We start from the raw sequence: 13,689 nt of genomic DNA, 5'->3' as shown, positions 1-13,689 counted from the left end.
CGGGAGGGCGCGCGTTGCGGCCGGCATCGCGTGCGGCCAAAACAAAAAACCCGCGAAGCGGCGAGCTTGCGCGGGTTTCGACGGTGCAGCGCATGACGCTGCGAAAGACTGGTGCCCAGGGCCGGAATCGAACCGGCACGCCTTGCGGCGGGGGATTTTGAGTCCCCTGCGTCTACCAATTTCACCACCTGGGCTTGTTCCAGACCGCGCAGCCAGTGCGCGGCGAAAGGCGGATTATGGCGGAAATCCGGATGTCGGGCAAGCCGCCCGGTCATTCAGCCGCAAGTCACTGGCTCAGGTAGACGAACCGGCCCTGCTTCACGATCCCCATCACGCTTGCGCGCTGATCCAGCCCCACATGATCCTTGTCGCTCGTGTTGACGACGCCGTTCGGCACGACGAGCTCGTGCGCGCGTTCGAGCTCGTGCCGCAACGCCGCGCGGAACGCGGGCGTGCCGGGCTGCGCGGCCTTCAGCGCGCGGCCGACCGCGTCGGCGAGGCGCGGGTAGACGCCCGCAGCGTCGCCCGCGAACTGCGTGACCGTGCCGGCGCCGTACTTCGCTTCGTACGCGTCGACGAACGCGAGTGCGGCCTTGCGGGCCGGATGGTCGGCCGGCAACGTGCGCGCGACGACCACCGGCTGGGTCGGGAACAGCGTGCCGTCGACGTCCTTGCCGCCGAGCTTGATGAATTCCGGCGTCGCGATGCCGTGCGTCTGGTAGATCGGGCCCTTGTAGCCGCGCTCGATCAGCGTGCGCTGCGGCAGCACGGTCGGCGTGCCGGCACCCGCGATCAGGATCGCGTCGGGCTTCGCCGCGATCAGCTTCAGCGCCTGGCCCGTGACGCTCGCGTCGGTGCGGTTGAAGCGCTCGGTCGCGATGACGCGGATCTTGCGCAGGTCGGCGAAGCGCGTGAATTCGTTCAGCCAGCTGTCGCCGTAGCTGTCCGCGAAGCCGATGAAGCCGACCGTCTTCACGCCGTGGTTCGCCATGTAGCGCGTCATCACGTCGGCCATCGCGCGGTCGCTCTGCGCCATCTTGAAGGCCCAGGTCCGCGCGCCTTCCTGCGGCTCGACGATCGAGCCGGAGCCGACCAGCGTGATCATCGGCGTCTGCGCGGCGGCCACCGGGTCGAGCGCCGCGAGCGCGGCCGGCGTGATGTTCGGCCCGACCACGACGTCGACGTGATCCTCGTCGACCAGCTTGCGGATGTTGCGCACCGCGGTACCGGGATCGGACGCGTCGTCGAGCACCGTCACCTGCACGGGCTGCCCGGCGATCGTCTTCGGCCACATCAGGATCGCGTTCTTGCTCGTGATGCCGATCGCGGCGGCCGGGCCGGTCGACGACAGGTCGACGCCGACCTTCAGGTCGGCATGCGCGGCCGCGCAGGCCAGCACGAGGGCGGCGCCGGCGGCGCGGCGCAACAGGGCGGGAAGCGTCATGCGGGAATCTCCGTCGGGCAGCAAAAAGGGGCGCGACAGGCGCCCCTGTATATATACAGGCCGGTCAAAGCTCGTACGATTCGGATTCGCCCTTGAGCGCCTGCTCGATCAGCTTGCGGTTCAGCGTCGGCGACAGCAGCTCGACGAGCGTATACACATAGCTGCGCAGGTAGGCGCCCTGCTTGAGCGCGACGCGCGTCACGTTGCTGCCGAACAGGTGGCCGACCGGGATCAGCCGCAGGTTGCGGTCGCGCTCCGGGTTGAACGCGATGTCGGCCATGATGCCGACGCCGAGACCGAGTTCGACGTAGGTCTTGATCACGTCGGCGTCGATCGCCTCCAGCACTATGTCCGGCGACAGCCCGCGCAGCGCGAACGCGTGATTGATCTTCTTGCGGCCCGCGAACGCGTCGTCGTAGGTGATCAGCGGGTACTGCGCGAGATCGTCGAGCGTCGGCGGCTTGCGTTCGAGCAGCGGATGGTCGGCCGGCACGACGGCCGCGTGGTGCCACTGGAAGCAGGGCAGCGACACGAGCTCCTTGTAGTCGGAGATCGCCTCGGTCGCGATTGCGAGATCGGCCTGGTCGTGGATCACCATCTCGGCCACCTGCGTCGGGCTGCCTTGCAGGATCGACAGGTGCACCTTCGGGAAGCGCTTCTTGAATTCGGCGATCGCGGCCGGCAGCGAGTAACGGGCCTGCGTGTGGGTTGCGGCGATGGTCAGGTTGCCCTGATCCTGTGCGGCATAATCCTTTCCGACCCTTTTAAGACTTTCAACCTCCTGCAGGATCCGCTCGACCGACGCGAGGATGATCCTGCCCGGCTCGGTGAGCGAGCGCACGCGCTTGCCGTGCCGCGTGAAGATCTCGACGCCGAGCTCGTCCTCGAGCTCGATGATCGCCTTCGATACCCCCGGTTGGGACGTGTAGAGCGCCTTCGCGGCCTCGGTGAGGTTGAAATTCTGCCGGACGGCCTCGCGCACGAAGCGAAATTGGTGCAGGTTCATTTATAACCCTTCCGCATATCAACAGAATTTTTTAGTCGTTTGAAATATAAGGCGAGTTTATTACGATTCACCGGAGTTTTTCAAATATGGATATCTGTTTTCGTCATTAGCAATCCATCCGCCAGCGGATGGGGGCGGTGACGGCGGAACGGAGATTCGGGCGCGACGTGGCTAGGACGTCGCGCGGTCACCACGAAAACCCTGGGGTCCCCGAATGTATCAGTACGACCAATACGACCAGACGATCGTCGACGAGCGTGTCGCGCAGTACCGCGATCAGGTGCGCCGCCGGCTGTCGGGCGAGTTGAGCGAAGAAGAATTCCGTCCGCTGCGCCTGCAGAACGGCCTGTACATGCAGCGCCACGCGTACATGCACCGCATCGCGATTCCGTACGGCAACCTGCGCAGCGACCAGCTCCGGATGCTGGCGCGCATCGCCCGCGAACACGACCGCGGCTACGGCCACTTCTCGACCCGCTCGAACATCCAGTTCAACTGGATCGAGCTGGAAGACACGCCCGAGATCCTCGCGAAGCTCGCGTCGGTGCAGATGCACGGCATCCAGACGTCGGGCAACTGCATCCGCAACATCACGGCCGACCAGTTCGCCGGCGTCGCGCAGGACGAAGAGATCGATCCGCGCCCGTGGTCCGAGATCCTGCGCCAGTGGTCGACGTTCCATCCCGAATTCGCGTGGCTGCCGCGCAAGTTCAAGATCGCGGTGTCGGGCTCGAAGCATGACCGCGCGGCCGTGCAGATCCACGACCTCGGCGTGTACCTGAAGAAGAACGCGCAGGGCGAGGTGGTCGCGAGCATCCTCGCGGGCGGCGGCCTCGGCCGTACGCCGATCGTCGGCGCGGTGATCAAGGAAGACCTGCCGTGGCAGCACCTGCTCACCTACTGCGAAGCCGTGCTGCGCGTGTACAACCGCTACGGCCGCCGCGACAACCTGTACAAGGCGCGGATCAAGATCCTCGTGAAGGCGCTGTCGCCGGCGAAGTTCGCGCAGCAGGTCGAGGAAGAGTGGCAGCACCTGAAGGACGGCCCGTCGACGCTCACGCAGGCCGAGCTCGACCGCGTGTCGCAGTACTTCACGCCGCCGGTCTACGAGAAGCTGGCCGATACCGACGCATCGTTCGAACAGCATCTGCTCGAGAACAAGGCGTTCGCGCGCTGGGTCGAGCGTAACGTCGCGCCGCACAAGGTGGCCGGCTATGCAGCCGTCACGCTGTCGCTGAAGGATCACCGCGTGGCGCCGGGCGACGCGACCGACGCGCAGATGGACCTGGTGGCCGACTGGGCCGACGCGTACTCGTTCGGCGAGCTGCGCGTGTCGCACGAGCAGAACCTGATTCTCGCGAACGTGAAGAAGCGCGACCTGTTCGAGCTGTGGGAAAAGGCGAAGGCGGCCGGTTTCGCGACGCCGAACATCGGCCTCCTGACCGACATCATCGCGTGCCCGGGCGGCGACTTCTGCTCGCTCGCGAACGCGAAGTCGATCCCGATCGCGCTGGCGATCCAGCAGCGTTTCGACGATCTGGACTATGTGTACGACCTCGGCGACCTGTCGCTGAACATTTCCGGTTGCATGAACTCGTGCGGTCACCACCACGTCGGCAACATCGGCATCCTCGGCGTCGACAAGGACGGCGCCGAGTGGTACCAGGTGTCGCTCGGCGGCGAGCAGGGCACGGGCCGCAACGGCGCGCGCCTCGGCCGCGTGATCGGGCCGTCGTTCTCGGCGGACGAAGTGCCGGACGTGATCGCGAAGCTGATCGACACGTTCGTCGAGGCACGCATCGACGGCGAGCGCTTCGTCGACACGTACGACCGCATCGGCATCGCGCCGTTCAAGGAGCGCGTGTATGCGGCGCGCCAGGCAGTGAACGCGTAACCAACCGGGTACAAGGAATTTGCAGATGGCTTCGATTATCAAGAACCGCGCAGTGATCGACGACGCATGGCAGGTCGTGCGCGCGGCGGAAGACGGTGCGCTGCCCGCGGTCGACGCATTGCCGGCCGGCAAGGTGCTGGTGCCGTTCGCGTTGTGGCAGGCCGAGCGCGCGGCGCTCGTCGCCGCGAAGACGAAGGACGAACTCGGCGTGTGGCTCGCGCCGGACAGCGAGCCGGCCGACCTCGTGGCCGACTTCGGCGCGATTGCGCTGATCGCCGTCGATTTCCCGCGCTTCGCGGACGGCCGCGGCTACAGCATTGCGCGCCTGCTGCGCGAGCGCCACGGCTGGACGGGCGAGCTGCGCGCGATCGGCGACGTGCTGCGCGACCAGCTGCTGTACATGTCGCGTTGCGGCTTCGACGCATTCGCGGTGCGCGCCGACAAGGACATCCACGACGCGCTGAACGCGTTCACGGAGTTCACGCAGCGTTACCAGGGCGCGTTCGACGAACCGGTGCCGCTGTTCCGCCGCCGCGCGGCCGACGCGAAGGTGAGCGCATGAGTGCCGCCACCGCGCTGACGCCGGAACTCGCCGCGAAGGTCGAGCGCCTCGACGCGCTGCTCGCCCAGATCGGCGCCCGTCACGACAAGGTGAAGTTCGCGAGCAGCCTCGCGGCGGAAGACATGCTGCTCACGCACGCGATCCTGTCGAAGGGCGTGTCGATCGGCATCTTCTCGCTGAATACGGGCCGCCTGCACGCGGAAACGCTGGGCATGATCGACCGCGTGCGCGAGCGCTACGGCTACGAGATCGAGCAATTCCACCCGCAGCAGGACGCGGTCGACCAGTATGTGGCCGAGCACGGCCTGAACGCGTTCTACGAGAGCGTCGAGCTGCGCAAGTCGTGCTGCCACATCCGCAAGGTCGAGCCGCTGAACCGCGCGCTGGCCGACGTCGGCGCGTGGGTCACCGGCCAGCGCCGCGAGCAGTCGGTCACGCGGGCCGAGCTGCACGAGGAAGAACAGGACGAAGCGCGCGGGATCGCGAAGTACAACCCGCTGGCCGACTGGACGGAAGCCGACGTGTGGGCGTACCTTGATGCGTTTGACGTGCCGGTCAACCCGCTGCATGCTCGCGGCTACCCGAGCATCGGCTGCGAGCCGTGCACGCGGGCGATCCGTCCCGGCGAGGACAGCCGCGCGGGCCGCTGGTGGTGGGAATCGCGCGATACGAAGGAATGCGGCCTGCACATCACGATCACGCCGATTCCTGCGGAAGCCGAAACCGGCGCCGCGCACTGAAAGCCCGACAAGAAACTGAATATTGCGCCGCCTGCGACAGCAGGCGGCACGAACCCAGAAGAGAAGGACTGAAATCATGAGCACGACGCTCGAGCAATCCGCCTTTGCCCCGGCCACCGGTGCGGACAGCCGCATGGGCCACCTCGACTGGCTCGAAGCCGAGTCGATCCACATCCTGCGCGAGCTGGTTGCCGAGTGCAGCAAGCCGGCGCTGCTGTTCTCGGGCGGCAAGGATTCGGTCGTCGTGCTGCATCTGGCCCTGAAAGCGTTCGGCCTCGGCGCGAACCGCAAGACGACGCTGCCGTTCCCGCTCGTGCACATCGACACGGGCCACAACTACGAGGAAGTGATCGACTTCCGCGACCGCCGCGCGCAGGAACTGGGCGCCGAGCTGGTCGTCGGTCACGTCGAGGATTCGATCAAGCGCGGCACGGTCGTGCTGCGCCGCGAAACCGATTCGCGCAACGCCGCACAGGCCGTCACGCTGCTCGAGACGATCGAAGCGCACGGCTACACCGCGCTGATCGGCGGCGCGCGCCGCGACGAAGAGAAGGCGCGGGCGAAGGAACGCATCTTCTCGTTCCGCGACGAATTCGGCCAGTGGGATCCGAAGGCGCAGCGCCCGGAACTGTGGAGCCTGTACAACGCCCGCCTGCACAAGGGCGAGCACCTGCGCGTGTTCCCGATCTCGAACTGGACCGAACTCGACGTGTGGCAGTACATCGCACGCGAAAACCTCGAACTGCCGTCGATCTACTACGCGCACCAGCGCGAGATCGTGCGCCGCAACGGGCTGCTCGTGCCCGTCACGCCGCTCACGCCGATGCGTGACGGCGAGTCGAGCGAGCTCGCGCAGGTGCGTTTCCGCACGGTCGGCGACATCAGCTGCACGTGCCCGGTCGAGAGCGACGCGGACGACGTCGAGAAGATCATCGCCGAGACGGCGGTGACCGAGATCACCGAGCGCGGCGCGACCCGGATGGACGACCAGGCCTCCGAAGCCGCGATGGAACAGCGCAAGAAGCAAGGTTATTTCTGAAGCACACGAGGACATTCACATCATGAGCATCATCGAGAACACCGAAGACCTCGGCGTGTTGCGTTTCATCACCGCAGGCAGCGTCGACGACGGCAAGAGCACGCTGATCGGCCGCCTGCTGTACGACAGCAAGGCCGTGCTGTCCGACCAGCTGTCCGCGCTGTCGCGTGCGAAGAACAAGCGCACGGTCGGCGACGAGCTCGACCTCGCGCTGCTGACCGACGGGCTGGAAGCCGAGCGCGAGCAGGGCATCACGATCGACGTCGCGTACCGCTATTTCGCGACCGCGAAGCGCAAGTTCATCATTGCCGATACGCCGGGCCACGAGCAGTACACGCGCAACATGGTGACCGGCGCGTCGACCGCGCACGCGGCGATCATCCTGATCGACGCGACGCGCGTCACGATCGAGAACGGCGTCGCGGAACTGCTGCCGCAGACCAAGCGGCACAGCGCGATCGTCAAGCTGCTCGGGCTGCAGCACGTGATCGTCGCGATCAACAAGATGGACCTCGTCGATCACAGCGAAGCACGCTTCAACGAGATTCGCGACGCGTACGTCACGCTCGCGAAGCAGCTCGGCCTGACCGGCGTGCGCTTCGTGCCGGTGTCGGCGCTGAAAGGCGACAACATCGTCGGCGCGAGCGAGCGCATGCCGTGGTACGCAGGCGAGCCGCTCCTCGACCTGCTCGAGTCGCTGCCGGTCGAGACGCAGGCGCATGACGCGCTGCGCTTCCCGGTGCAGTGGGTCGCGCGCCAGGACGGCAGTTCGGCCGACGATTTCCGCGGCTACATGGGCCGGATCGAATCGGGCGAAGTGAAGGTCGGCGACGAAATCGTCGTGCTGCCGTCGAACCGCCCGGCGACGGTCGCCGAGATCGTCGCGCCGGTGCCGGGCGGCACCGCGTCGGTCGCGCACGCGTTCGCGGGCCAGACGGTGACGATCCGCCTCGGCGAGGATGTCGACGTGTCGCGCGGCGACATGTTCGTCACGACCGCCGAGCCGGTCGAGCCGGCCAAGAAGCTCGAGGCCGACCTGTGCTGGTTCGACGAGACGCCGCTGTCGCCGCAGCGCAAGTACCTGCTGAAGCAGACCACGAGCACGGTGTTCGCGAAGGTCGGCGCGGTCAAGCAGGTGCTCGACGTGCATACGTTGTCGCACGCCACCGACCGCCACGACCTGAAGATGAACGACATCGGCCGCGTCGCGCTGACGCTGCAGAAGCCGATCGTCTGCGATACCTACGATGCGCATCCGGGCACGGGCGCGTTCGTCCTGATCGACGAAGCGACGCACCACACGGTCGCCGCCGGCATGATCCGGGCGTTCTCGGCGTAATCGTCAATCTGCGCGGCACACCGCGTCGCCGTACGGCGGCGCGGGCCGCAGCAAACGTCCGCACGGACGAAGCGAAGCGACAAACATGGGCAAGGTGTATCTGATCGGAGCGGGACCAGGCGCGGCGGACCTCATCACGGTGCGCGGCGCGCGCCTGCTCGCGCAGGCCGACGTCGTGCTGCACGACGCGCTCGTCGAGCCCGCGATGCTCGACTACGCGCCGAACGCGCACCGGATCGCGGTCGGCAAGCGCTGCGGGCAACGCTCGACCGCGCAGCACTTCATCAACAAGCAGATTGTCGACGCGGCGCGCGAGCACGCGTGCGTCGTGCGGCTGAAGGGCGGCGATCCGATGCTGTTCGGCCGCGCGGAAGAGGAAATGCGCGCGCTCGAGGCGGCCGGCATCGACTACGAGGTCGTGCCGGGCATCACCGCGGCGCTGGCCGGCGCGGCGACGCTCAAGCGTTCGCTGACGTTGCGCGGCGTGTCGCGCAGCGTCGCGTTCGCGACGCACAGCCGCGCGCCGGGCAGCGACGAAATCCGCGAAGCCGCGCGTGCCGATTCGATCGTCTACTACATGGGCCGCGACAGCGCGCCCGGCATCGCGCAGGAGCTGATCGACGCCGGCCGTGCGCCGGCGACGCCCGTCGCGATCGTCGAGGCGTGCAGCACCGCGCGCGAGCGCTCGCTGACGCTGACGCTCGAGCAGATGGCGGCAGGCGACGCGCAGGCGTGGCTCGATCCCGCGGAACCGAGCCTGCTGATGATCGGCGATGCGTTTGCCGAGCGCGCCCGGCAGGTGAAAGGTGATCCGATGCGCAATGCCGCCTGAGGGCGGCTCGACTGCAGTCCGAAACGAAAAAAGCGCTGGCGGATGCCGGCGCTTTTTCTTTATGTGCGGGGACTACGCGGCTTACGCGTTGCTGTCGAGCTGGTCGATGCAGTAGCGGGCGATCGCGTCGAGCACGCCGTCGTCTTCACCGACGGCCGTCGCGCAACGGATCTCGACGACGGGATGGGCGGCGCGGCACGCATCGACGAGCTGCGGCAGGTCGCGGCGGACATGGCCGCCCTGACCGAAGAACACGGGCACGACGGTGATGCGCGTGCAGCCGGCGGCGACTTGCGCGGCGACGGCGTCGGCGAGCGACGGCGTCATCAGTTCGAGAAACGCGAGCGACACGTGCGGGGCAGGGGAGCCGGCGCCGCGCAGCCGCGCGGCGAGCCGCTCGAACGGCTCGGCCCAGCGCGGATCGCGGGCGCCGTGGCCGAACAGGACGATGCCGTGCGAACTCATGTCGAAGCCTCCGTCGTCACGCGGCACTCAGTGCCGGTCGACCCACTTGAGCGCGAACAGGCCGAGCGCGAGATAGATCAGGCCCGGGGTCGCCGCGGTGAGCGGTGCGGGCCACGTGTTCAGCGTGCCGATGTGCGAGAACAGCGTATTGAGCAGCTGGAAGCTCATGCCGAGCATGATACCGCCGAACACCTTCACGCCGACCACGCCCGCACGCGTATGCAGGTACGCGAACGGCAGCGACAGCACGAGCATCACGAACACCGCGAACGGATACAGCAGCTTGCGCCACAGCGCGATGTCGTAGCGCTGCGTGTCCTGCTGGTTCTCGCGCAAGTGCTGGATGTAGCGGAACAGGTTGATGATCGACATGCGCTCCGGCGACACGAGCAGCACCGACAGGATCTGCGGCGTCAGGTCCGAACGCAGCCGGTATTCGGGCAGCGACACCTGCTGCGACCGGTACACGGGGTTCAGCGCGTCGGCCGGCTGGCCGCTGATCGGCTTGATCGGCGTGAGTTCCGTCTCGGAGACGCCCTTCAGCAGCCAGTGGCCGGGCGGCTCGTAGCGGCCCGTCTGCGCGATCCGCACGTTCTGCAGCTGGAACTTCGAGTCGAATTCGTAGATGCGCACGTTGCTGATCGTCGAGTCGGGCGACAGGCTGCCGACGTTGACGAAGCGCGTGACCTGCTCGCCGTTTTCGCGTGCCGCGAGCGTGTCCTTCACCCACACGCCCGACTGGAAGTTCGACGACACCGACGCGCCGAGCGCCTGCAGCCGCACGCGTTCGGACAGCTGGTCGGCGTACGGGCCGACGAATTCGCCGATCAGGTAGGTGATGATCACGAGCGGCACGCCGATCTTCAGCAGCGAGCGCAGTGCCTGGTTGGTCGCGAGGCCCGACACGCGGAAGATCGTGAATTCCGAGTTCGCGGCCATCTGCGCGAACACGTAGATCGCGCTGATCAGCGCGGCGACCGGGATGATCTCGTAGAAGCGCGACGGCGTCTGCAGCGCGACGCGCAGCACCGCGTAGCCGAACTTGTAGTTCCCGTGCCCGACCGAATTCAGTTCGCTGATCAGGTCGAAGAAGAAGAACAGGCCCGAGAACGCGAACAGGATGAAGACGAACGTGATGTAGATCTGCCGTGCGAAGTACTTTTCATAGAGCCGCATCGATCATGCTCCCGAGCGGCCGAACAGCGCGCGTGTCAACAACGGACGATTGCGCACGCGCAACCAGAAGATCACGGCGACGATCGCCGCGACGAGCGCATGCAGGCCGACCAGGCCGACGCCGAACGACATCTTGCCCTGCTCGATCTGCGCCTGCACGACGTTCAGCAGGTTCGAGTACGTGAGGTAGATCAGCACGGCCATTACGAGGTTGATCGTGCGACTGCGGCGCGGGTTCTGGTACGACAGCGGAATGCCGAGCACCATCAGGTTGATCGCGATCAGCGGCAGCCCCGCGCGCCACGCGAATTCCGCGAGGTTGTCGCGCGTCGGGTTGCGCAGCAGGTCGAGCGTCGGCGTGCTGTTGGTGGTCGGTACGTTGGTGACCGGGGTGCTCGTGATCTTCACGCCGTAGCGCTCGAACTCCATGATCTTGAAGTTCGGCTGGCCGGGCGTGCCGTCGTAGCGGCGGCCGTCCTCCAGGACGACGAAGCGGCTGCCGTCGTGCGTTTCCGTGTGACCCGTCTGCGACACGACCACGTTGACCTTGCCGTTCTCGGTCGACGTGACGAACACGTTCTGCACCTTGCTCTGGTCGGGCGTCATCTTCTCGATGAAGAACACGCGGTGGTTCGTGGCCGACTCGCGGAACTGGCCCGGCGCGAGCAGCGAGATCTCGTCGCGCTGCTGGAAACGTGCCTTGATCATCTTGCTCTGCTGGTTCGACCACGGCCAGCCGACGAACGCGAAGAACGCGATCAGCAGGACGATCGGCGTGGCGAACACGCCGATCGGCTTGATGAGGCGCGTGAGGCTTACGCCCGACGCGAGCCAGACGACCATTTCGGAGTCCCGGTACCACCGGGTCAGCACGAACAGGATCGACACGAACAGCGTGACGACGAGCATCACGGCGAGGTAGCCGATCACGGTCAGGCCGATCAGCACGAGCACGTCCCGCGGATCGATTTCACCGGACGCGGCATAGCCGACGATGCGGATCATCATCGTCGTGAGCATGATCGTGAGCAGCACCATGAACACGGCGCCAGCCGTATACGCAAGCTCGCGCTGGAGGGAGCGTTCGAAGATCATTCTTGATGAGAAGAGGGCGGGAGGCTGCGCACGCGTGGTGGAGCGCTCGCGCCGCCACGGGAAAAATAGCGGATAATTGCGGCTTTCATCCTTAGCCCAGATTTTATCCGAGGACAAGCGCGATGGACTTTAGCATAAAAGGCTGTGATTGGAGCAAAGGCGAGGCCAAGGGGTTCCTGACCGGGAAGTCCGACTGCATCGTGCTCGGCATCTTCGAGGCGCAGACGCTTTCGGGCGCGGCGCTCGACATCGACACGGCCACCAAGGGGCTCATTTCGCGCGTGGTGAAGGCCGGCGACATGGACGGCAAGCGCGGCAAGACGCTGTTCCTGCACGAAGTGTCGGGCATCGGCGCGTCGCGCGTGCTGCTCGTCGGCCTCGGCAAGCAGGATGCTTTCAATCAGAAAGCCTATAACGACGCGGTGACGGCCGCGTGGCGCGCACTGCTCGCGACCAAGGTCGTCCAGGTCACGTTCTCGCTCGCGCAGCTGCCGGTCGACGAGCGCAGCTCCGACTGGGGCGTGCGTGCCGCGATTCTCGCGCTGCGCAACGAGACCTACCGCTTCACGCAGATGAAGAGCAAGCCGGAACCGGCGTCGCACACGCTCAAGCGTGTCGTGTTCAGCGTCGACCCGGCCGACGAGAAGGCTGCAAAGGTCGCCGTCAAGCAGGCTGTCGCGCTCGCGAACGGGATGGATCTGACCCGCGATCTCGGCAACCTGCCCGGCAACGTCTGCACGCCGACCTACCTCGGCAACACCGCGAAGAAGATCGCGAAGGATTGGGGCCTGAAGGCCGAAGTCCTCGGGCTCAAGCAGATCCAGGCGCTGAAGATGGGCTCGTTCCTGTCGGTCGCGCGTGCGTCGGTCGAGCCGCCGCAGTTCATCGTGCTGCACTACCAGGGCGCCGCCGCGAAGGCCGCGCCGGTCGTGCTGGTCGGCAAGGGCATCACGTTCGACACGGGCGGCATCTCGCTGAAGCCGGGCGAAGGCATGGACGAGATGAAGTACGACATGTGCGGCGCGGGCTCCGTGCTCGGCACGATGCGTGCGGTCGCCGAGATGGGCCTGAAGATCAACGTCGTCGCGATCGTGCCGACCTGCGAGAACATGCCGGGCGGCAACGCGACGAAGCCGGGCGACATCGTCACCAGCATGAAGGGCCTGACGATCGAAGTGCTGAACACCGACGCCGAAGGCCGCCTGATCCTGTGCGACGCGCTCACCTATGCCGAGCGCTTCAAGCCGGCGGCGGTGATCGACGTCGCGACGCTGACGGGTGCGTGCGTGATCGCGCTGGGCGGCCACAACAGCGGCCTGTTCTCGACCAACGACGCGCTCGCGGGCGAGCTGCTCGACGCATCGCGCGAAGCGAACGACCCGGCATGGCGCATGCCGCTCGACGACGAGTACCAGGACCAGCTGAAGTCGAACTTCGCGGATCTCGCGAACATCGGCGGGCGTCCGGCCGGCGCCGTGACGGCCGCGTGCTTCCTGTCGCGCTTCACCGAGAGCTATCCGTGGGCCCACCTCGACATCGCCGGTACCGCATGGAAGGGTGGTGCGGCGAAGGGCGCGACGGGCCGTCCGGTGCCGTTGCTCGCGCAGTTCCTGATCGACCGCGCCGGCCAGTGATGGCGGTGCTGACGACGATGCGGGTACGCGGGCAATGACGCGGATCGATTTCCACTCGAACGTCGGCGATTCGCTCGCGTACGCGTGCCGGTTGCTGCGCAAGGCCTACCAGGCCGGGCAGCCGGTCGTCGTGCTCGCCGAGCCCGCGCGCCTGCGCGCGCTCGACGAGCGGCTCTGGACGTTCTCGCCGCTCGATTTCATCCCGCATTGCGGCGTCGACAGCGAGCACGCAGCCGGCACGCCGATCGTGCTGGCCGCCGATCTCGATCGTGCGCCGCATCACCACGTGCTGCTGAACCTCGGCGCCGCCGTGCCCGCGCAGTTCGCCCGCTTCGAGCGCCTGCTCGAAGTGGTCGGCAACGCGCCGGACGAGCTGGCCGCGGGCCGCGACCGCTACCGGTTCTACCGCGACCGCGGATACGCGCTGAACAACTACAAGCAGGGCAGCTAGCCGCAACCGTCG

Annotated in this window: 13 protein-coding genes and 1 tRNA gene; 8 read left to right on the top strand and 6 right to left on the bottom strand. The window is 66.8% G+C overall.

Features of this window, described 5'->3' with window-relative positions; all coding sequences use genetic code 11:
- Positions 1-109: 109 nt before the first annotated feature.
- The 3 genes from DIE03_RS31995 to DIE03_RS31985 form a co-directional block, all read right to left on the bottom strand.
- Positions 110-194, bottom strand: a tRNA-Leu gene (locus tag DIE03_RS31995).
- Positions 195-286: 92 nt separating this feature from the next.
- Positions 287-1,444 (bottom strand): ABC transporter substrate-binding protein, encoded by a 1,158-nt coding sequence (locus DIE03_RS31990; protein ID WP_124456182.1) that lies wholly within the window; start codon positions 1,442-1,444, stop codon positions 287-289.
- A 64-nt stretch (positions 1,445-1,508) separates the two neighbouring features.
- A complete protein-coding gene (locus DIE03_RS31985; protein ID WP_034186287.1) occupies positions 1,509-2,450 on the bottom strand; it encodes a CysB family HTH-type transcriptional regulator in 942 nt (313 codons plus the stop codon).
- A gap of 214 nt (positions 2,451-2,664) precedes the next feature.
- Here DIE03_RS31985 and DIE03_RS31980 point away from each other — a divergent pair, with 214 nt between their 5' ends.
- The 6 genes from DIE03_RS31980 to cobA all read left to right on the top strand — a co-directional run bounded on the left by DIE03_RS31980 (position 2,665) and on the right by cobA (position 8,856).
- On the top strand, positions 2,665-4,344 hold the full coding sequence (locus DIE03_RS31980; protein WP_124456181.1) for a nitrite/sulfite reductase: 1,680 nt from the start codon (positions 2,665-2,667) through the stop codon (positions 4,342-4,344).
- A gap of 25 nt (positions 4,345-4,369) precedes the next feature.
- The gene (locus DIE03_RS31975; protein ID WP_124456180.1) at positions 4,370-4,906 is read left to right on the top strand and encodes a DUF934 domain-containing protein; all 537 of its coding nucleotides are present in this window, start codon (positions 4,370-4,372) and stop codon (positions 4,904-4,906) included.
- Positions 4,903-5,646 (top strand): phosphoadenylyl-sulfate reductase, encoded by a 744-nt coding sequence (locus DIE03_RS31970; RefSeq protein WP_124456179.1) that lies wholly within the window; start codon positions 4,903-4,905, stop codon positions 5,644-5,646. Before DIE03_RS31975 ends, DIE03_RS31970 begins: the two co-directional genes overlap by 4 nt.
- Positions 5,647-5,722: 76 nt before the next feature.
- Positions 5,723-6,685, top strand: coding sequence for a sulfate adenylyltransferase subunit CysD (gene cysD, locus DIE03_RS31965; RefSeq protein ID WP_124456178.1), 963 nt, complete (start codon positions 5,723-5,725; stop codon positions 6,683-6,685).
- Between the two features lie 22 nt (positions 6,686-6,707).
- A complete protein-coding gene (locus tag DIE03_RS31960) occupies positions 6,708-8,024 on the top strand; it encodes a sulfate adenylyltransferase subunit 1 (RefSeq protein WP_124456177.1) in 1,317 nt (438 codons plus the stop codon).
- Between the two features lie 85 nt (positions 8,025-8,109).
- A complete protein-coding gene (cobA, locus tag DIE03_RS31955; RefSeq protein ID WP_124456176.1) occupies positions 8,110-8,856 on the top strand; it encodes a uroporphyrinogen-III C-methyltransferase in 747 nt (248 codons plus the stop codon).
- An 81-nt stretch (positions 8,857-8,937) separates the two neighbouring features.
- On the opposite strand, the gene DIE03_RS31950 is transcribed toward cobA, so the two are convergent.
- Genes DIE03_RS31950 through lptF form a run of 3 tightly spaced genes read right to left on the bottom strand, consistent with a single transcriptional unit; the run spans position 8,938 to position 11,592 of the window.
- Positions 8,938-9,321: a sirohydrochlorin chelatase gene (locus DIE03_RS31950; protein ID WP_124456175.1), complete on the bottom strand. Its 384-nt coding sequence runs from the start codon at positions 9,319-9,321 to the stop codon at positions 8,938-8,940.
- Between the two features lie 27 nt (positions 9,322-9,348).
- A complete protein-coding gene (gene lptG / locus DIE03_RS31945) occupies positions 9,349-10,497 on the bottom strand; it encodes an LPS export ABC transporter permease LptG (protein WP_124456174.1) in 1,149 nt (382 codons plus the stop codon).
- Positions 10,498-10,500: 3 nt separating this feature from the next.
- On the bottom strand, positions 10,501-11,592 hold the full coding sequence (lptF, locus tag DIE03_RS31940; RefSeq protein ID WP_124456173.1) for an LPS export ABC transporter permease LptF: 1,092 nt from the start codon (positions 11,590-11,592) through the stop codon (positions 10,501-10,503).
- Positions 11,593-11,714: 122 nt separating this feature from the next.
- Here lptF and DIE03_RS31935 point away from each other — a divergent pair, with 122 nt between their 5' ends.
- A complete protein-coding gene (locus tag DIE03_RS31935) occupies positions 11,715-13,226 on the top strand; it encodes a leucyl aminopeptidase (RefSeq protein ID WP_059233439.1) in 1,512 nt (503 codons plus the stop codon).
- Positions 13,227-13,260: 34 nt separating this feature from the next.
- On the top strand, positions 13,261-13,677 hold the full coding sequence (locus DIE03_RS31930; RefSeq protein ID WP_021160787.1) for a DNA polymerase III subunit chi: 417 nt from the start codon (positions 13,261-13,263) through the stop codon (positions 13,675-13,677).
- Positions 13,678-13,689: the final 12 nt, after the last annotated feature.

Source organism: Burkholderia sp. Bp8992 (genome assembly GCF_003853705.1).
In the GTDB taxonomy this organism is placed as follows: domain Bacteria; phylum Pseudomonadota; class Gammaproteobacteria; order Burkholderiales; family Burkholderiaceae; genus Burkholderia.
This window is presented reverse-complemented; position numbering and strand designations above follow the sequence as displayed.

Excerpts from the sequence above, each read along its gene's own strand:
- DIE03_RS31960 (WP_124456177.1), top strand. The coding sequence starts at position 6,708 with ATGAGCATCATCGAGAACACCGAAGACCTCGGCGTGTTGCGTTTCATC.
- cobA (WP_124456176.1), top strand. The coding sequence starts at position 8,110 with ATGGGCAAGGTGTATCTGATCGGAGCGGGACCAGGCGCGGCGGACCTC.
- lptG (WP_124456174.1), bottom strand. The coding sequence starts at position 10,497 with ATGCGGCTCTATGAAAAGTACTTCGCACGGCAGATCTACATCACGTTC.
- DIE03_RS31990 (WP_124456182.1), bottom strand. The coding sequence starts at position 1,444 with ATGACGCTTCCCGCCCTGTTGCGCCGCGCCGCCGGCGCCGCCCTCGTG.
- lptF (WP_124456173.1), bottom strand. The coding sequence starts at position 11,592 with ATGATCTTCGAACGCTCCCTCCAGCGCGAGCTTGCGTATACGGCTGGC.
- DIE03_RS31985 (WP_034186287.1), bottom strand. The coding sequence starts at position 2,450 with ATGAACCTGCACCAATTTCGCTTCGTGCGCGAGGCCGTCCGGCAGAAT.
- DIE03_RS31950 (WP_124456175.1), bottom strand. The coding sequence starts at position 9,321 with ATGAGTTCGCACGGCATCGTCCTGTTCGGCCACGGCGCCCGCGATCCG.
- DIE03_RS31970 (WP_124456179.1), top strand. The coding sequence starts at position 4,903 with ATGAGTGCCGCCACCGCGCTGACGCCGGAACTCGCCGCGAAGGTCGAG.
- cysD (WP_124456178.1), top strand. The coding sequence starts at position 5,723 with ATGAGCACGACGCTCGAGCAATCCGCCTTTGCCCCGGCCACCGGTGCG.
- DIE03_RS31975 (WP_124456180.1), top strand. The coding sequence starts at position 4,370 with ATGGCTTCGATTATCAAGAACCGCGCAGTGATCGACGACGCATGGCAG.
- DIE03_RS31935 (WP_059233439.1), top strand. The coding sequence starts at position 11,715 with ATGGACTTTAGCATAAAAGGCTGTGATTGGAGCAAAGGCGAGGCCAAG.
- DIE03_RS31930 (WP_021160787.1), top strand. The coding sequence starts at position 13,261 with ATGACGCGGATCGATTTCCACTCGAACGTCGGCGATTCGCTCGCGTAC.
- DIE03_RS31980 (WP_124456181.1), top strand. The coding sequence starts at position 2,665 with ATGTATCAGTACGACCAATACGACCAGACGATCGTCGACGAGCGTGTC.